We start from the raw sequence: 16,804 nt of genomic DNA on the forward strand, positions 1-16,804 counted from the left end.
TCGTTCTTCACGCAATTGCTTGCCATGTTTTGTACGCATTTTAAACATACATGCAAACACTGTTAGCGAGCATCCGCCAAGCTCTCCCTTTGTGGCCGCGGTCGTCTACGGACTGCCGGTTCAAACGCTTTTCATGGCAGAACTGGTATCGTTTCCATGCACTCATGGAAGACTTCGCGAGCCCGAATTCAGGTTTTCACAGTACATTTCTGTCGAAATTTTTGCCCCATCTTTTGATGTCCTTATTTGATCGCGGGTTTAAGGCCGCAGGCATTGCGAATCGTTTTATGACAGTCCGGCAGGTCGACGAAAAAACACTTCGTCATCCACGCAGTATCGGGGCTGTTCTTTTAGCGGAAAGCGCTCTTTGAGGGCGCCCGTTGTGACTCCATCAGTGCATTTTCGTCGGCAGACCCGAGCCGGGATTAACGGCGAATGAAAAATAATTCGACACGATTCTGGTTTGATTCCGGCAACGCACGTTTATCCGTGCGCCTCGGCCAAACATTCGCCGAATCCGGACACCCGCGCGTTGATTGGAAACATCGGTCGAGGCGATCAAGGGCTCCCGCAATTATTTCGAGCGCGTGACCTCAAGCCCCCCTTCCTCACCCGCCCGATCTGCTGCTTTGCCGCCTCATGCAGAGCTTCCGGCGCGAAGCCAATCTTCCTATTCAGGTCCGCAATCCCTCTTAAAACCGATGCCGCAGCCCCGCCAGCACCGCGATCTGACTGTTACGCCCTGCGCCCGCCGGTCCGAAGAAGTTGATTGCAACCGTGCTCGCATCGCCGGCCAGACGCTGATAGACCATCGACATATGCAGATCGGTGCGCTTCGACAGCAGGTAGCTGATGCCCGCGTCCACCTGATGCCATCTCGGCCGGTCGCCGGTTGCGAACGACGTCGCGCCGCTGCCGGTATAACCATGGCCATCGGTGAAGATGTAGCCGACTCCCGCGATCAGCACCGGCGTGAAGTTGTAGCGCCCGTTGATCTCGTAGTTGTCGACGCGCAGGCTGTGGCCGCCACGATAGTCGAGCCGCGTGTCGGTGACGACCGGCGGCGGACTGGCCAGAAACCGTATTCCGCGCATCGGCGAGCGCGCGGATGAGGCCGACGTACTCGTCGGTACGATCGAACAAGGCGCGGAATTCGGCCTCCTGTGATGCGTCCAGGCTGGGCGCGCGCAGCAGATGCGCAGTGCCGCCGCTTTCGCCGATCGCGACCGAAAGTTCGCGCAACGCGGGTTCGCCCTCCTGCGTGTACGGCAGCAGATAAATGCCGTCCCGAAGGACATTGCAGCCACGGGCCTTGAGCGCACGCCAGTAACGCATGCGCGCGGTAGCGTTCTCTGTCGGAAGCGTCAACACCAGTTAGCGACCACGTCGAAAGTGCGTTCATGTAGATGACGTTACGTCGCGGTAACGTCGTCTACAAGCTAACTTTTGCTGCGCTCGGCGAATTTCGTCCGGCACCCCAGCGATGGTCTGTAAACTGTCCCTTCTGCTGCGGACAAGAGGTTGGAGTGGTGAGATCAGGATACGGCGCGATATTCACCGCCTTAATCGCCGCGGCGCTGTTCGGCGCCGCGACACCGTTGGCCAAGGCGCTGCTCGGCTCAGTCAACCCCTTCATGCTCGCAGGACTGTTTTATCTCGGTAGCGGCCTGGGGCTTGGGGTCGGCATCGCGTGGCGTGCCTTCCGATCGCGCGGACTTCAGTCCGCCGCGGACCACCGCATCACCAAAGGCGAGTTGCCTTGGCTGATCGGGGCGATAGCGATGGGTGGCGTCGCCGGCCCCGCATTGCTGATGCTGGGCCTGTCCACCACACCAGCGGCAACGAGTTCGTTATTGCTCAACCTTGAGGGTGTGTTGACCGCAGTGATTGCCTGGGTGGTCTTCCGGGAAAATGTCGACATTCAGGTTTTTCTCGGGATGGTGGCGATCGTTGCGGGCGGCGTGCTTCTGTCGTGGCATCCGGGACAGTCAGGCGTGCCGGTGGGTGCGTTACTGATCGTCGGCGCGTGTCTGTGCTGGGCAATCGACAACAACCTGACGCGCAAGGTCTCGGCGAACGACGCGATGGTGATCGCGTGTCTCAAAGGGATGGTGGCCGGTCCCGTGAATCTCGGCATTGCGATCGCGGCGGGCGCTTCGCTTCCGTCAGCAGGAACCATGGCGACAGCGATGCTGACCGGGCTTGGCGGTTACGGCATCAGCCTCGTGCTGTTCGTTGTTGCACTTCGCCATCTCGGTACGGCGCGTACAGGCGCGTACTTTTCCGTTGCGCCGCTGTTCGGTGTCATGCTTTCGCTGATCATATGGCCCGCGCTACCCAATCTGTCTTTCTGGATTGCCGCCGCCCTGATGGCGCTGGGTATCTGGCTACATGTGCGCGAGCGGCATGAGCATGAGCACAGCCATGAGTTTCTGGAACACACGCACCGGCATCGCCATGACGAGCACCATCAGCACGCGCATGAGTTTCCTTATGCCGGTGAAGATCCGCACACGCACGCTCACGTGCATCTGCCTATTACACATTCGCACGCGCATTTCCCCGATATCCATCATCGGCATCAGCACTAGCTGTCCTCCGACGTCGTCATTTCCCCAGGGCGGCGCAGCATCTTGTCGACTTCGCCCGCGTGCATCTCCTCGACGTGGATCATCTGACGGGCGAATTCCTCGAGTGCAACCGAGCGGTCCTCGACGAGCGCCAGCAGGTCGCGATACAACTGCAACGCAAGATTCTCGGCTTGCAACGACTCGCGGAGGATCGAAGAGATATCGAAGGTGTGCGAGTCGAGCAGAGGACCGATCGCAAGCGACGGATAGGCACCCAGAGTCGTGATCCATTCGCCGGCCTGCTGTGCGTGCAACAACGATTCATCGGCCTGCGCGCGCAACCACGACCTGATCGGAATGCGTCCGAATCCGAACACAAGGAACGAATAGTGCGTATATCGGACGACGCCGGCCAACTCGGATTCGAGAATCCGGTTCAGCACCGCAACAACGTCTTCCTTATTGATCTCGGCCATTTGAAGTCTCCTTTCATGGCGCGGCGAGGCGTCCGGCCTCGCGACCGAGTAGGCCGGCAAGCGGCCGCAAACCGTGGCCGCATGCCTGATCGAAACGGATAGATCCCGCCGGCCCACCCCTTTTCGCATCAAGCGTTCACGACGTCGTCGAGCGCCGCACGCTCAAGTGCCCTTCCCCTTCTTCACCCGCTCGATCTGCTGCTTCGCCGCCTGATACACGGCTTCCGGCGTGAAACCGAATTTCTTCTTCAGATCCGCGATCGGCGCCGACGCGCCGAACGTATGCATGACGACCTGCGCACCGAGCCGTCCTGTATACCGATCCCAGCCGAGCGACGCAGCCTGCTCGACCGCGACGCGCGCCTCGACGTCCGCAGGCAGCACCGACTCCTGATACGCGCTGTCCTCGCGCTCGAAGATGTCCCACGACGGCATCGACACGACGCGCGCCGCGATGCCCTCGCTCTTCAGCTTCTCGTACACGTCGGCGCAGATCGATAGCTCGCTGCCGGTCGCCATCAGGATCACCTCGGGCTTCTTGCCAGCGGGCGCATCGGCGAGCACATACGCACCGTGCCTGACGCCGCTCGCGGGCGCATAGCGGCTCCGGTCGAGCGTCGGCAGCGGCTGGCGCGACAAGACGATGCACGCCGGCCGATGCGGCTGCGTCAGCGCAACACGCCATGCCTCGGCCGCTTCGTTCGCGTCGCCGGGACGCAGCACCGTTAGGCCGGGCACGCCGCGCAGCGACGCGAGCTGCTCGATCGGCTGATGTGTCGGACCGTCTTCGCCGAGGCCGATCGAATCGTGCGTGAACACAAAGATGGCCGGCACTTCCATGATCGCGGACAGGCGGATCGGCGGCTTCATGTAGTCGCTGAAGATCAGGAACGTCGAGCCGTACGCGCGCAGATTCGATAGCGCAAGACCGTTGACCACCGCGCCCATCGCATGCTCGCGAATGCCGAAGTGCAGATTGCGGCCGGCATAGTTATCCGCCTGGAAGCTGCCGGCGCCTTCGAACTTCAGGTTGGTTTTCGTCGACGGCGACAGGTCCGCCGCGCCGCCGATCATCCACGGCACACGCGCGGCAATCGCATTGAGCACCTTGCCCGACGATTCGCGTGTCGCGATGCCCTTCGGGTCCGCGTTGAAGCTCGGGATGTCGCTGTCCCAGCCCTGCGGCAATTCGTGCGCCTCGATCTGCGCGAATTCGCGCGCGAGCTCCGCATACTGCTTTTTGTAGCTGTCGAACTTCGACTGCCATTGTTCGCGCGCCGCCTTGCCGCGCGCGCCGATGCCCTGCGCGAAGCGCTCGTGCACGCCCTCGGGCACGTAGAAGAACCTGTCCTCGGGCCAGCCGTAGAATTTCTTGGCGAGCGCGACTTCCTCGACGCCGAGCGCTTCGCCATGCGCGGACGCGGTGTCCTGCTTGTTCGGCGCCCCCCAACCGATGATGCTGTGGACCACGATCAGCGTCGGCCGGTCGGTCACGCTCTTTGCTTCGACCAGCGCCTTTTCCAGCGCGGCGGTGTCGTTCGCATCGCCGACGTGCAGCGTGTGCCAGTTGTAGCCGTGAAAGCGGCTTGCCACATCGTCGCTATACGCGAGGTCCGTATGGCCTTCGATCGTCACGCGGTTGCTGTCGTAAATCCAGATCAAGTTCGACAGCTTCAGATGCCCCGCGAGCGAGGCCGCTTCGTGCGAGATGCCTTCCATCATGTCGCCGTCGCCGCAAATCGCGTACACGCGGTAGTCGAACAGCGGCGCGTCCGAGCGATTGAAGTGGCTCTCGTACCAGCGCGCGGCCATCGCCATGCCGACGCTATTGCCGAGCCCTTGCCCAAGCGGTCCCGTGGTGGTCTCGACGCCGGTCGTCATCCGGTACTCGGGGTGGCCCGGCGTATTGCTGTCGATCTGGCGGAAATGCTCGATGTCGTCGAGCGACACGGCCGGCGCGCCGGTCGGCTTGCCGTGTTCGTCGACGGCTTTCACGTTGGCCAGATGCAGCAGCGAATACAGCAGCATTGACGCATGCCCGGCCGACAGCACGAAGCGGTCGCGATTCGGCCACAGCGGCTCGTCAGGGTCGTAACGCAGATGGTGTTGCCACAGGTGATAGGCGACCGGCGCGAGCGCCATCGGCGTGCCGGGGTGGCCGGAATTGGCTTTCTGCACGGCGTCCATCGACAGCGTGCGGATCGTGTTGATGCACAACTGATCGAGGGCGGAATCGTTTTGCATGGGACGCTCCTTGTTCGGCAATTCGGAAGACGGCCGACGCGCGCCGCGGAGCGCGCGGACGGATCGGCGCATCGTGTCGACATGGAATCGCGCGCGTCCGGGCATGTCGATAAGGACGCCAAGCCGCACGTGGAACCGCCCACGTGCCAGCGTCAGCGCCGAAAGCGCGCGGGAAAATCGCGGCAAAGCCCACAGATGATGCGCCTAACCGCGCAACTCTGCACGCCACGCCGCGGCAGGTCGGTTGCTTCGCGAACGACGAAGTTCAGGCCGACTGCAGCCAAAACTCGATGACGGGACCATGCTTGCCGTCGATCGGATCGAGCGGCGGAAACGGCAACGCCAGCATCTCGGTGAGTTCCTGCGGCGTCAGCGCTTCGCGGCGAATGTCCCATTGCTGCCCTAACGGATAGCCCCCCACCACCTGAAAATGCCGCTCGAACGATTGCAGACAATGGCCGGTGCCGGCCGGCAGCAGCAGCACGTCGCCCGCGTGCACCGTCACCACGCGTCCGCCCGGTCCGCCGACGATCACCTCGGCGCTCGCGTCTGTCACGCCGAGCACCTCGTGCGCGGTCGCGTGAAAGTGATGGAAGTCGAAGATGCCGTTGCGCCACTGCGCGGGCCATGCATTGCGCTCGAAGAGGATTTCGAACGCGGCGGGCAGATTGCCGCTGCCGGGCGACAGCGCGCGCCGGTACAGCACGACCGGCAGCTTGCCGTTGTTCGGCACCCAGTCGTGCGGCTCCAGCATGAACGCTTCGTATTCGGTCTGCGCGGCGTCGAAGCCGTGCCTGGACTCGTTGAACATGGTTGCTCCTGGCTTGTGATGCGGTTGCCGCGAACCTGCGGACCAGCAGCCGGCTAGCCTCCGCCGATGCCCTGCAGCACCTTGCCCGTGCCGCCGCACACCGCGCAGCGAGCGCCCTCGACCTTGCCCGTGCCGTGGCAGGCGGCGCACAGGTCTTCGCCAGCGCCCGGCGTGTTGGGCGGCGCTTCGTCGCCGGGGTTCATCGATTGGGTTGGATTGTCCGGTTGCATGCGCTTTCTCCGGTTGGGTGCTGACGGATTGGATGCACGGCTGGCACGCAACGCGCCGCGTCATTGCTCGCCCGGCTGCTTGTGATGCGATTCGCGCCCGCCGCCGCCCGGCGGCTCGGCGTGCTCGCCGCTGCCGAGCGGCACTTCGGCGCCCTGGCGCGGCCGCTCGCTCGACCGTGGCGGATTGGTCGCTTGGTCCACGCCGGTCTGCACGACCGGTTCGATGCCGAGCGGACTCGGCTCGACGTAGTGCGTACCGCTCGGCTTGTTGCGGGCTTTGACTTCGTCGGACATCGTGGGCGCGGCGCGGTTATCTGGCCTCGCGGACTGCTCGCCGCCTGGCGTCGCGCTCTGCTGCGGGGTGTCGGTCGATTGGGGATCTTGCATCGCGCCCTCCTCGTTTGTTCTGCCGTCGATTCGCGTCATCACGCGCCATCTCGAACGGGCATCTGGTTCATGCAGCAACATTCGAGCCTTGCCGGAGAAGTCCGCGCGCAGCGCAACAGGCACGGCCATTGCGATCTCGAAGGCGGTAGCGCGGCACGTTCGCTTTGTAAAAAAGCGCCCCCGAAGGAGAACCTCATGAGCATTACGACAATTCGCGTATCCGATACCCGAGGTGCAGGTCGAGCGCACGCTGTACACGTTCGCGCAAAAGAGCGAGCCGATGCGTTCCAGAACTGCCTCGTCGACGGTTCGGTCGACACCTGCTATCGCGATCATCCGCCGCTGTCGGCGCGCCCTACCGTGCCCGACGAACATCCGGACGATCCCGCGCGCGGCAGCACGATTTCACCGTCGCTCGGCGGTCTGCCTTGATGGCTCTGCGCCTCTCACGGAAGCACGGCCAAGCCGGCTGCGCCCGCTCAGCCTTCGGGCGCGGCACGATCGGCCGCGACGAGCTTGCGGCCGTACGCAATCGCGGCGCGGCGTGCTTCGTCGGCGGTCGCATAGGGGCCGATCTGCGGTGCGCCCTCGAACGGGAACAGAATCCGCCTGTCCGCTTTCCTCACAACCTTCAGCCCACCTATGTATCGGCCGTCACCTGTTCCGTGATAGCTGGCGAAAATCTCGAAGTCGTCGTCGGCAACGTCGGCCTTGTGTCGCGCCATATGCGCTCCTCGTCCAGTGCTTTGCGTGGGCGATGTCCAATGTGTGAGCCGGGCGCGCGCAGTCATCGCGATGCGGCGCGCGTGCCGGGTTCCAGCAATTGGCGTTCCACGCGAACGACATCCGTCGGCATGCGGCACGAGCATTGCGCCTCTGAACCAAGACTATGTGGAGAGGACTGATGGATTTACCTGATACGAGCCGGCAAGCGCCCGGTGCAATCGGCACATTCGACCTGAACGCGCCAACCCACGCGCAAATTTCGTTGCAGTCGCTGCCACTGCCGCTGCATCCGCATGCGCCGATGCCGCCCGAAGTCGACCCCGACATCGCGCCGAACACGCCGCCGCCGAAGATCGACCCCGATCCGATCCCGGACGATCCGGTCGACGTTCCGCACGAACCACCCGAAGGCGATCCACCGGCGGCGCCGCCGCCACAGCATGCATGGCGCCGGCATGCGGCGCTAGCCCGCCGGCGGGCGCATCGTCGCGATCGGAATCAGGAATTCGGACACGCCGGTCAGAATGATCTGCACGCCGATGCATAGCAGCAGGAACGCCGACACCCGCAACGCGACCTTGGTGCCATCGACGCCGAGATAGCGCGCGAGGATCGTCGCGCGGCTGTAGATCAGATACACGCAGACGGCCACCGCGAACGTGATGGCGACCGACGCGATGCCCGACATCACGAACGCCGACAGCTTGTGCGTGCGATTCGCCGACAGCGCGATCGCGGTCGCGATCGAGCCGGGGCCAGTGGTCAGCGGCACGGTCAGAGGAAAGAACGCGCGCGATTTCGCGGTTTCGGCGTCGACGCGCTTGACTTCCGTCTGCTCGACCGCCGGCGTGTCCGGCGCATTGAGCATTTGCCAGCCGCCCACGGCAAGCGCGAGCCCGCCGCCGATGCGCAGCGCCTCCATCGAGATACCAAAGAAATGCAGGATCGGCGTGCCGATGAAGAATGCCACCAGCAGCACAACGGCGGCGTTGATCGCGATCTTGCGGGCGAGTACGGTGCGCTCGTCGAGGGTCAACGACGCGGTCCGGTCCAGAAACACAAACGCGCCGCTGAACGGATTGATGATGCTGATTAAGCCGATAAAGCCAAACATGATGTCCGAGATCAGACTTTCGACCATGTGCGTGTCCGTGTGCCTGCTTGTCTGCGTGTGCTCGCGCGAGTTCGCGCCTGGGCGCGCCGCCGGTCATAACCCGGCTGGAATCGCGCGGTCCGGAAAATGCTGCAATGCTCGCAGATCATATCGCGGCGCGCCAGTCGGCCTGCAGAAAAGCCGCGCGACACCTTGCGCGCCACGGCGCGTCCCGCTTTGCACTGCAGCAATCCGGGCTGGAAAGATGCAATTGCAGCGGTCGAAACTCCGACATTTATTTTGACCTGCTTTACGGGACCGAAGGATCCGGCATACAGTCCTCAGCGAAGCCGGAATTTCAACGACACATACCTACTGGTTCGAGGAGTTGTCCACATGCTGCTTCGTGTACTTGCCGCGTTGCCGTTCGTCGGCATCCTGGTCGGCGTTTCGTTTGTCAATCGTGTCGAGCCGATCGTGCTCGGCATGCCGTTCGTGCTGGCCTGGATCGTCATGTGGGTGGTGTTGAGCGCGATCATCATGGCGATCATCTACAACCTCGATCCGTCCAACCGACACGTCGTCGCCGATGGCGAGGAGGTTCGCCCATGAGCGCACTCGTCATCATCGCCGCCGTTACGCTATTCGCGCTGTTCCTCGGCGTGCGCGCAAGGCGCGGCCACGACATGAGCCTCGAGCAGTGGAGCGTGGGCGGCCGCAGCTTCGGCACCGCGTTCGTGTTCCTGCTGATGGCCGGCGAAATCTATACGACCTTCACGTTCCTCGGCGGCAGCGGCTTCGCGTACGGCAAGGGGGCGCCGGTCTACTACATCCTCGCGTACGGCACGCTCGCGTACATCCTGTCGTACTGGATGCTGCCGCCGATCTGGCGCTACGCGAAGACGCACCGCCTGGTCTCGCAGCCGCACTTCTTGACGCGCAAATACGAGAGCCCGGCGCTCGGCACGCTGGTCGCGCTGGTCGGCGTGGCCGCGCTGATCCCGTACCTGGTGCTGCAATTGAAGGGCCTCGGCATCATCGTCTCGACCGCGTCGTACGGTGCGATCTCGTCGACGGCGGCGATCTGGATCGGCGCGATCGTCGTGACCTCTTACGTGATCGTGTCGGGCGTGCGCGGCTCCGCCTGGAACTCGGTGGCCAAGGATCTGCTGATTCTCGCGATCGTGCTGTTCCTCGGCATCTATCTGCCGCTGCATTACTACGGCGGCATCGGCGCGATGTTCCGCACGATCGACGCCGCCCGTCCCGGCTTCCTGACCTTCCCGGCGCGCGGTTCGAGCGTCGTGTGGTTCCAGTCGACGGTGCTGCTGACCGCGCTCGGCTTCTTCATGTGGCCGCACACGTTCGGTTCGATCTTCACGGCGAAGGACGAGCGAATCTTCCGCCGCAATGCCGCGATTCTGCCGCTCTATCAACTGATCCTGCTGTTCGTGTTCTTCGTCGGCTTCGCGGCGACGCTGCGCGTGCCGGGCCTGAAGGGCGCCGACATCGACCTGTCGTTGTTCCGCCTGTCGCTGCAGACGTTCGATCCGTGGTTCGTCGGCGTGATCGGCGCGGCCGGTATCCTGACCGCGCTGGTGCCGGGCTCGATGATCCTGACCTCGGCGTCGACGCTGCTCGCCAACGACGTGTATCGCGGCATGGTGAACCGCAACGCGTCGGATGCGTCGGTCGCGGTGATCGCGCGCTTCCTCGTACCGGTCGTGGCGCTGGTCGCGGTCACCTTCACGCTGAACGGCGGCGAAACCATCGTCGCGCTGCTGCTGATGGGCTACAGCTTCGTCACGCAATTGTTCCCGGCCGTGCTCTGCAGCCTGTTCCCGCACAACCGCGCGACCAGGCAAGGCGCGTTCTGCGGCATCGTCGCGGGTGTCGCGGTGGTCACACTGACCACGACGCTGCACTGGAGCGTCGGTCAACTGATGCCGTTCCTGCCCGATGCGCTGAAGGACGTCAACATCGGCTTCCTTGCGCTCGCGGTCAACGTGATCGTGTTCGTGATCGTCAGCGCGGTGACGCAGCCGAGCGCAGCCGAGCAGGAGAAGCACGCGTCGGCGCATTGAAAGAGACCTGGCCGCGGGCGTGATTCGAGGCTTGATGTTTCGAAGCGCCCGCATTTGCGTACGCTGGCGCCTGACGCATCTGAAGGGGCTGTTCGTTTCGGCGACAGCCCCTGATTCTTTCTGTTCACGGCTCGACCGCGCTCTCAACGATCCACGGAGCCCCGAATGTCCTACGTTCTCTACTACTCGCCCGGCGCGGCCAGCATGCCCGTGCACTGGATGCTGCTCGAAATGGGCGTGCCGTTCGAAGCGCGCCTCGTCGATATCGACGCGGGCCAGCAGCACGATCCCGAGTATCTGCGTCTGAATCCGGCCGGGCGCGTGCCCACGCTGGTCGTCGATGGCGTGCCGCGGCATGAATCGGCCGCGCTGCTGATGCTGCTCGCCGAGCGCCACGCCGAGGCCGACCTCGCGCCCGCGCCCGGCTCGGCCGCACGCGCGGAATGGCTCGAATGGATGATCTACCTCGCGAATACGCTGCTGCCCGCGATGCGCGACTGGTTCTACGCCGGCAGCGACGGCGACCCCGCGGGCGCCGAGGCGGTGCGCGCGCTCGCGCAACGCCGCATCGAACAAGCGTGTGCGCGGCTCGACGGGCATTTCGCCGACGGCCACGCATACCTCGCGGGCGGCAAGCTCAGCACCGCCGATCTGCTCGCGCTCGTGCTGATGCGCTGGACCCGCAACATGCCTAACCCCGCGACGGTGGGCTGGCCGCATCTCGCGAGCTATATCCGCAGGCTGCGCGCACGGCCGGCGTTCATCGAACTCAACGAGCGCGAAAAGCTGACGGAGTGGCGCAACGAAGGCCAGTGACGTTCAGGCGGTTCACAACGTCGCTTCCCTGCCCGTCTGCGCCGCGAACGCGAAGCCGTTCTTGCCGTCGCGCTTGACCTGATACATCGCGGCATCGGCGGCGGCGACCAGACGGCGGTGATCCTCGACGTCGTCGGGATAACTCGCGATGCCCACGCTCGCGCGCACGCCGCCGATTCCCATCTGTGCGTCGGTGTCGACCACGCAGGCCATCAGCCGGCGCGCGATCTCGGCGAGCTCGTCATCGCCCGCAAAGGTGCGCACCAGCACCGCGAACTCGTCGCCGCCAATGCGCGCGACCAGATCGCCTTTGCGCACCGACGCGCGAAACCGGGCGGATACCGCGGCGAGAAATTCGTCGCCGGTGCGATGCCCGAACGAATCGTTGACCTGCTTGAAGCCATCGAGGTCGATATACAGCACGGCGAGACGCCGCTCGACGGCCGCGGTCCGCGCGTGCCTGGCGGCAGAGTCGAGCGCGGCCAGCAGCTTGCGGCGGTTCGACAGGCCCGTCAGCGAATCGTGCAGCGACGCCAGCTCGAACTCGTGCGACTGCCCCGCGAGCTGGCGGTTGCGCTTCGCGTACATGCCGAGCGCCGTGATCAGCATGCAGAACAGCAGCGCGGCGAGCGCGATCAGCGTGCGCGCGACGTGCGCGACGCGCAGCCGCACGTCGGCGCTCGACGCGTCGCGCTGCGCGCGCCAATAGGCCGATACGCTGCCGAGCGCCGCCGCGACGGCTTCGGGCGTCGCCTGTGTCGGTGACATCGACGGAATGGGCGGCGCCGGCGACGGACTCGCGTTGACGAGCGCCGCGAGCGCCGCGAAACGCCGCGCGAGTTCGGCGCGCGCCGCGTCATAGGCCGGCACGAACGACGCGTCGTGACTCGCCGGGGTGTCGGCCATACGCTGCCACGCGGCCAACTGTTCGCGCGCGCTGTCGACGCGCCCGGCGGCTTCGAGCACGAGACCCGCGTACTCCTGCTTCAACTGATCGGAAAACACCGTGCGGATCTGCATCGCTACATACAGCAGGCCGAACAGCAGACACAACAGCGCGGCCACGGCGACGCTCGCGGGCCCCGGCCGGAAGCGCCACACCGGCACGCGCGCGCGTGCGGCGCCGCGCAGCCCCGCTCGCCCCGCTGGCCCGACGACCGCGTGCTCAGGGATGGGAGTAGGTATCTTGTTGCCGTCGGCCGTTGTCATGTTGACGATAGCTCACGCGTCGAAAGAACTGTCCGATCCGCGCAAACAGACTGCCCTTGTGCTGCGACGGCGCGCGCCGCTCCTGCTGTGCGAGCCGCGTTTCTTTCGCGTCGTGACCGGCCGCGGGCTTCGCGGTGGAATTGGCGGCATTGGCGACGTGCCGCGTGTAGCCCGGCGGTGGCGTGGGAACAATGGGGGCTGTGGGTGGGTTGGCCGACATATCCGCCGACATATCCGCCGAGGTATCGACCGGCGTATCGGCCAGCGTGGCGGTGAGATTCGGGGCAGGCGTACTCGCGTGGATCTGCCCGGACCACACAGCCGGGTTGGTGTCCTCGAAGCCGCCGCTCGCGCCGGCCGCTTCGAGCGCGACGTCTGGCGCGGCGGGCTGCCTGGCTGACGGCATGGCGAAGGGCGCGGCGGCCTCCTCCGGCGCGTGCGCGACGGCCACCGTCGGCACCCGGGCCGATGCCGATGAGCCGAGCGCCCGGCGCGCGCCCGCAATGGCATCCGCGTACGTCTGCTGATCCTGGTTGAACCAGACGCCGTAGGCGACGGTGCCGATCACACCGAAGGTCAGCGCGCCGGCCGCCGCGAGGCACAGGGCGAGGCGGCCGAAGCGCGGGGGCGGCACGCCCGATTCGTCAGGGCCGTCGGGTTCGAAGGAGGCCCGGCCGTCCGTTGTGGAATGACGCAAGTCGATATCGTCGGGATCGGTAGCCATCGCAATACGCTCCGGGTATGCCACTTCTTGCAGACAAACTGGCGCGCTGACGAGCCGGCGCGCAAACCGAACTCGCAGGCTGCCGCTGCACGCAATGCTCAATGAATGTAATCCTGTCGCGAACGGCCGACAACATAGCAGCGTTGCGTTTCCGCCTCGCTTCGGCGGTGCTTCAAACGACGCTGCCTGATGCCGTGTGAGTTGGCAAAAAAGCGTGCAAAGCCGGTAAAAACTCCAACCCGGCACAGAGCCCGACAGTCAGCCGTGCACCTGCCGTAGGCCGCTACGCCCGATGCGACGCGGATTCTGCGAAACGCGCCAACGCGGTCGCCGTTTCGCATGCAACAAGCGGGCCTGGCGACGAACGCGCGCGCGACGCCGAAACCGCCGCTTGAAACCCGCGTTGGACTGCGCGCGCCGCGCGCTTCGAGCAGCATTCCGCGAACCTGCTGCCGTGCGAATTCCCGAAGCCGTCCGCTCCGGATGATAAGGTCACGTGCGCGCATGTCGCGAACGCCGCGCCGTGCCGGGCCCAACGGTGCCCGGCCCAACGTCATCGCTCAGCATAAAAATTATGTCGAACAGGTATCAGCACCAGCCACTCACGCCGTTGCACCGCGCGCTCGCGCGCTTTTCTCTGTCGGAAACCGCCAAGTACACGAAGCTGACGCTCGGCCTGTGGATCGGTTTCGGCATCCCATACCTGCTCGGCTTTCCCGACGCGGCCGTGCCGCTCGCCGGTTCGACGATGCTGACGCTGGCGCTCGGTAGCTCGATTTCGGCGGCTCGAAGCTACTTCTACAAGCGGGTGTTTTCGAACGTGGTGGCGATGCCGATCGGCACGCTGCTGATCTGGCTGACCGCGCCGCACCTGTGGATGGGCGCGGCGCTGCTGCCGGTCGTGATCTTCGGCATCGTCGCGCTGCGGCCGTCGCTGTTCCAGATGACCAGCATCACGGTGCCGATCACGCTCGTGCTCTATACCGGCGAACATCTTCCGCTGCTCGAACAGCGCCTGATTGGCGTGGTACTCGGCATGTTGCTCGGCTTCGTCATCCAGCAGATCGCGTTTCCGCCCGATCACGGCTACTGGGCGAACACGCTCGTCAACGACGGCAACGAACAGGCCACCGATGTCGTCGCGCAGCTGGCCGCGGGACAGCTCGACAAAGCGCAGATCAAGCCGGCGGCCTCCAGGCTGCGCACGCTGAGCACGAACCTGAAGCAGGCGCACCTGCTGCTGAAGACCGACCTCGAGCAGGCGTGGGTGTCGCCACATCTGAAGCGCAACGCGGCACGGCTGCCGGTGTTCGCGAGCTATCAGGAGACCTTCGATTCGCTGGTCAATTTTCTTGAAACGATGGACACGTTTCACGATCAGTTCGCCGCGCTCGACGCCGCGTGGCGCGAAATGTTTCTCGCGCGGCTCGCGCGGCTCGTCAACGCGCACCGGCAACTGGCCGAGGCGGCGGACCTGCGCGTCGAGCGCCCGCCGCTCGAGGCGCCGCCGCTGCATTTGGAGGACCTGCGTCAGCTGACCGAGGACCTGCCCGCGTCGGACGTGTTTACGAGCGTGTACCTCGGGCATCTGACCGGCTATGGGATTCTGCTGTGCCGGTTGAGCGAGCTGCATACCGCGTGAGCGGCGTTCCGCACAGTCAGAACTACCAGGGCCGCAACACGATGCACGATGGACAACTTCCAGTCGCGCACTACCTGTGTTGACAGTTTTCCACGATGTTCCAGGGTGCAGGAATTCGTCGAGCGGTGCCCTCCCGTACCGGCCAAGGCTTGCTCTCGCATTCGCGGCGGCCTCAGCGACTCATTCTTCTTGCGGTACGCAATTCGACGCCATGATAGGTTCGCTGGCGGATCTGACATGTACATGGAAGACAGATGGCGATCGATTTCAAAGTCGGAAACCACCGGAGCTGCACGCTCCATACTCGGCAGGAATATCGCGGCAACGTCTTTAGCGACGAGGTGGATACCGGGCGCCGTCTCATTATCTCGGCAAGTTCATGGGAGCTTACACACAACACGCGCCAGCTAGCGCAGCTCGCCGAGTTCATGCGCAATTCGCCGGGCCGCGCATATGCGAGCGGCGCTGCTCCGGAGCAGATCGCCCGCACGCTACAGACCGCCGTCGAGCGCGGCGATGTGATTGCGGTCGCGCCCACGCTCCGGACCTCGCGCGGAGGGAGCGCACCCATCCAGCAGCAGATCCGGCCGTACTACCCAACCATCACGCCGTCACAGCTCGTGCGAGGCGCACTGCCCGTAGTGCGTGCCGCGCGCTCGTTCGAGCGCCCCAAATTGCCGCGGCTGCCAGCCGAAGATGGCCTGGCGATCTGGTATGCCCGCCCCGGCGACGTGCTGCCGGACGGAACCATCGCTACGCCAGTATCAACGCCACTCGGCAATGAGCGGCCGTTTGAGTACACTGAAGATCCGCAGTTCGGCGATGTGCAGGAACTGGCCGCGCGTGGCGTCAGTGAAGTGCATGAGGCAAATTGTTTTGCCGAGTACGAATTTGATTTGGAGCAATGCAACTTCGTACGAGCGATGACCCAAGACCCCCGTGCTTATGCCATGTGCAAACAGACGGCATTTCAAAATTACCAGAGCTGCAGAGGTTTCTGAGATGACAAAGCGCCAGCGTGCCACCGTGATTTTTTATAACGAGGATGCCTGTGAAATCCAGGTATGTACCGTGTCGCGCGAGGAAGTCGAGGGGGCAATAGATCGGCAGATCGCGCGCGGAATGGCAATGACTGTGCCTCTGGGTTCGGACGATTGCCGCGCGCCGATCACGGACGAAACCTTGCGTCAAATCGGAGGCATGGCTGTTCTCAACCAAGCGTCTGTCCATCCCGAATTGCGCGATCGTCTGCAGATTTCGCTGCACCACCCCGTCGACTGGGGACAGGCCAAGCCGCCTACGGAATAACAGTGCTCGCGATCCAGGGTTGAGTTCGGAGCAAAATCCGAACTGCCCTTGCCGAGCAAGGGCTTGGCGACAATCGGATCACTGCACGGTAATGGTCGCCTTCATGTTCGGATGGATGCCGCAAAAGATCTTGTACACGCCCGGTTTATCGAATTTGAACTGATAGGTGTCGTCCTGATCGAGCGCGGCAGAGCGGAACAGGCCCGCGTCGTTGACCACGCTGTGCGGCTCGCCGTCGAGATTCTTCCATGTGACCGTCGTGCCCGCCTTGATGGTCAGTTCCATCGGCGAGAACATGAAGTTCTTGATGACGATCGCGTTAGGCGTCGACGCGACGGTCTGTTTCTGCACCTGCATCGGCATCGTCGTTTGCGCAAAACCGGGCCCCCCCGACACCGCCAGAATCGCGACACTGCCGAGCAGAATCGCGAGCGCGCGGCCCATCATCCTGGTTAGCATCATTGATCTCCTCAAGCGTAAAAGT

General features: G+C 64.3%; 19 protein-coding genes and 2 pseudogenes. 9 read left to right on the forward strand and 12 right to left on the reverse strand.

The window, feature by feature from the left end; translation table 11 throughout:
• Positions 1-692: 692 nt before the first annotated feature.
• Both F6X40_RS12675 and F6X40_RS12680 read right to left on the reverse strand, forming a co-directional pair.
• On the reverse strand, positions 693-1,094 hold the full coding sequence (locus F6X40_RS12675; protein WP_262421454.1) for a porin: 402 nt from the start codon (positions 1,092-1,094) through the stop codon (positions 693-695).
• A pseudogene (locus F6X40_RS12680) lies at positions 1,033-1,402 on the reverse strand (Chromate resistance protein ChrB); the annotation flags it as partial. The pseudogene F6X40_RS12680 and the gene F6X40_RS12675, both read right to left, overlap by 62 nt.
• Positions 1,403-1,526: 124 nt before the next feature.
• Here F6X40_RS12680 and F6X40_RS12685 point away from each other — a divergent pair.
• Positions 1,527-2,591: a DMT family transporter gene (locus F6X40_RS12685; protein WP_410452415.1), complete on the forward strand. Its 1,065-nt coding sequence runs from the start codon at positions 1,527-1,529 to the stop codon at positions 2,589-2,591.
• On the opposite strand, the gene F6X40_RS12690 is transcribed toward F6X40_RS12685, so the two are convergent.
• From F6X40_RS12690 to F6X40_RS12710, 5 genes are all read right to left on the reverse strand, one after another.
• Positions 2,588-3,046 (reverse strand): bacterioferritin, encoded by a 459-nt coding sequence (locus F6X40_RS12690; protein ID WP_018425186.1) that lies wholly within the window; start codon positions 3,044-3,046, stop codon positions 2,588-2,590. The two genes, F6X40_RS12685 and F6X40_RS12690, sit on opposite strands and share 4 nt — an antisense overlap.
• A 162-nt stretch (positions 3,047-3,208) precedes the next feature.
• Positions 3,209-5,290 (reverse strand): transketolase, encoded by a 2,082-nt coding sequence (gene tkt / locus F6X40_RS12695; protein ID WP_187628098.1) that lies wholly within the window; start codon positions 5,288-5,290, stop codon positions 3,209-3,211.
• A 265-nt stretch (positions 5,291-5,555) separates the two neighbouring features.
• Positions 5,556-6,101 (reverse strand): cupin, encoded by a 546-nt coding sequence (locus F6X40_RS12700; RefSeq protein ID WP_187628099.1) that lies wholly within the window; start codon positions 6,099-6,101, stop codon positions 5,556-5,558.
• 53 nt (positions 6,102-6,154) lie between these two features.
• Complete coding sequence (locus F6X40_RS12705; RefSeq protein WP_184047024.1) at positions 6,155-6,331, reverse strand: hypothetical protein; 177 nt, start codon at positions 6,329-6,331, stop codon at positions 6,155-6,157.
• 60 nt (positions 6,332-6,391) lie between these two features.
• A complete protein-coding gene (locus F6X40_RS12710) occupies positions 6,392-6,718 on the reverse strand; it encodes a hypothetical protein (protein ID WP_187628100.1) in 327 nt (108 codons plus the stop codon).
• Between the two features lie 195 nt (positions 6,719-6,913).
• On the opposite strand from F6X40_RS12710, the pseudogene F6X40_RS12715 reads away from it, so the two are divergent.
• Positions 6,914-7,150: pseudogene (locus F6X40_RS12715) on the forward strand (hypothetical protein).
• A 47-nt stretch (positions 7,151-7,197) separates the two neighbouring features.
• Here F6X40_RS12715 and F6X40_RS12720 read toward each other — a convergent pair.
• Positions 7,198-7,443, reverse strand: a complete 246-nt coding sequence (locus F6X40_RS12720) for a DUF6723 family protein (RefSeq protein ID WP_090809892.1) — start codon at positions 7,441-7,443, stop codon at positions 7,198-7,200.
• A 179-nt stretch (positions 7,444-7,622) separates the two neighbouring features.
• On the opposite strand from F6X40_RS12720, the gene F6X40_RS12725 reads away from it, so the two are divergent.
• Entirely contained in the window at positions 7,623-7,991 is a 369-nt protein-coding gene (locus tag F6X40_RS12725; RefSeq protein ID WP_262421449.1) for a hypothetical protein, read from the forward strand.
• Here the strand turns inward: F6X40_RS12725 and F6X40_RS12730 are convergent.
• A complete protein-coding gene (locus F6X40_RS12730) occupies positions 7,908-8,585 on the reverse strand; it encodes a MarC family protein (RefSeq protein ID WP_187628101.1) in 678 nt (225 codons plus the stop codon). The genes F6X40_RS12725 and F6X40_RS12730 overlap by 84 nt on opposite strands.
• Positions 8,586-8,933: 348 nt before the next feature.
• On the opposite strand from F6X40_RS12730, the gene F6X40_RS12735 reads away from it, so the two are divergent.
• From F6X40_RS12735 to F6X40_RS12745, 3 genes are all read left to right on the forward strand, one after another.
• Positions 8,934-9,149: a DUF3311 domain-containing protein gene (locus F6X40_RS12735; protein ID WP_187628102.1), complete on the forward strand. Its 216-nt coding sequence runs from the start codon at positions 8,934-8,936 to the stop codon at positions 9,147-9,149.
• Positions 9,146-10,621, forward strand: coding sequence for a sodium:solute symporter (locus tag F6X40_RS12740; RefSeq protein WP_184062327.1), 1,476 nt, complete (start codon positions 9,146-9,148; stop codon positions 10,619-10,621). Before F6X40_RS12735 ends, F6X40_RS12740 begins: the two co-directional genes overlap by 4 nt.
• Positions 10,622-10,786: 165 nt before the next feature.
• Positions 10,787-11,437, forward strand: coding sequence for a glutathione S-transferase family protein (locus F6X40_RS12745; RefSeq protein WP_187628103.1), 651 nt, complete (start codon positions 10,787-10,789; stop codon positions 11,435-11,437).
• Positions 11,438-11,449: 12 nt separating this feature from the next.
• Here F6X40_RS12745 and F6X40_RS12750 read toward each other — a convergent pair whose 3' ends face one another.
• On the reverse strand, positions 11,450-12,646 hold the full coding sequence (locus F6X40_RS12750; RefSeq protein WP_222946056.1) for a GGDEF domain-containing protein: 1,197 nt from the start codon (positions 12,644-12,646) through the stop codon (positions 11,450-11,452).
• The gene (locus tag F6X40_RS12755) at positions 12,603-13,370 is read right to left on the reverse strand and encodes a hypothetical protein (RefSeq protein WP_187628104.1); all 768 of its coding nucleotides are present in this window, start codon (positions 13,368-13,370) and stop codon (positions 12,603-12,605) included. The genes F6X40_RS12750 and F6X40_RS12755 overlap by 44 nt, the downstream gene beginning before the upstream one ends.
• Before the next feature lie 574 nt (positions 13,371-13,944).
• Between F6X40_RS12755 and F6X40_RS12760 the strand changes: the two genes are divergently transcribed.
• The 3 genes from F6X40_RS12760 to F6X40_RS12770 all read left to right on the forward strand — a co-directional run bounded on the left by F6X40_RS12760 (position 13,945) and on the right by F6X40_RS12770 (position 16,320).
• Positions 13,945-15,012: an FUSC family protein gene (locus tag F6X40_RS12760; RefSeq protein ID WP_187628105.1), complete on the forward strand. Its 1,068-nt coding sequence runs from the start codon at positions 13,945-13,947 to the stop codon at positions 15,010-15,012.
• Positions 15,013-15,266: 254 nt separating this feature from the next.
• The gene (locus F6X40_RS12765) at positions 15,267-16,013 is read left to right on the forward strand and encodes a hypothetical protein (protein ID WP_187628106.1); all 747 of its coding nucleotides are present in this window, start codon (positions 15,267-15,269) and stop codon (positions 16,011-16,013) included.
• Position 16,014: 1 nt separating this feature from the next.
• Positions 16,015-16,320 carry a hypothetical protein gene (locus F6X40_RS12770; protein ID WP_090809877.1) on the forward strand — a complete coding sequence of 102 codons (306 nt, stop codon included), beginning with the start codon at positions 16,015-16,017 and terminating at the stop codon, positions 16,318-16,320.
• Between the two features lie 78 nt (positions 16,321-16,398).
• Here the strand turns inward: F6X40_RS12770 and F6X40_RS12775 are convergent, their stop codons facing one another.
• Positions 16,399-16,779, reverse strand: coding sequence for a cupredoxin family copper-binding protein (locus F6X40_RS12775; protein WP_184063319.1), 381 nt, complete (start codon positions 16,777-16,779; stop codon positions 16,399-16,401).
• Between the last annotated feature and the right edge of the window lie 25 nt (positions 16,780-16,804).

Source organism: Paraburkholderia sp. UCT31 (assembly GCF_014397655.1).
GTDB classification, from domain to species: domain Bacteria; phylum Pseudomonadota; class Gammaproteobacteria; order Burkholderiales; family Burkholderiaceae; genus Paraburkholderia; species Paraburkholderia tuberum.